General features: G+C 61.1%; 1 protein-coding gene. It reads right to left on the bottom strand.

Features of this window, described 5'->3' with window-relative positions:
- Positions 1-147 precede the first annotated feature (147 nt).
- The coding region (locus AC1D0I_RS32820; RefSeq protein ID WP_477400221.1) for an ABC transporter permease at positions 148-699 on the bottom strand (552 nt) is incomplete at its 5' end.

The following is a 699-nucleotide window of genomic DNA, read 5'->3' as shown; positions in this document are numbered from 1 at the left end:
GAGTATGCGCGCGGTGGGAACTCGAGAAGATTGGACGCCGAAAAGGACAGCGGAACGACGACCAGCGTCGGCAGCATCAGGAACGCCATTACGAGCGCGCAAAAGCTCCACAGGAGGATGCGGGCCAGCCGGTTGTCCGGATAGGCTTCAAGCATGGGCCGTACCGAATTTGTTGCGCGCCATCAGTCGGCGCGCCGCCAGGAACATCACCCCCACCAACGCCATAAGAACTAGGAGCAGAATGCCCAGGACGCTCGCCGAGCCCCAATCCTGGAAGGTCGACAGCGTGCGCTCGATCCGGGTGGAAAGAGGATTTACCTTGCCGCCGCCAAGCACAGCCGGCGTGATGAAAAACCCTATGGTGTAGATGAAGACGATGATCGAACCCGAGAAGATGCCGCCGGCCGAAAGGGGCAGAATGACCGTGCGGATCGTTTGCCCGAGCGTGGCGCCCATGCTCGCCGATGCGCGGACGAGGTTTGCGTCGATATCGCGCATCGCGGCATAAACAGGCAGCAGAAAGAGCGGCAGCATGTAGTGGACCATGCCGATCAGCGTTCCCGTGAAGTTGTAGACCAGCGGCAATGGCTCAGCTGTCAGGCCTGAGCCCGTCAAAGCCGCGTTGATCAGGCCATCGCGCCGCAACAGCACCAGCCAGCCATAGGTGCGCACCAGAATGGAAGTCCACAACGGCAGCAT

It is taken from the genome of Mesorhizobium sp. P2_D1, assembly GCF_056404455.1.
The sequence above is the reverse complement of the archived record's forward strand: the minus strand, read 5'-3'. Positions and strand labels throughout refer to the sequence as shown.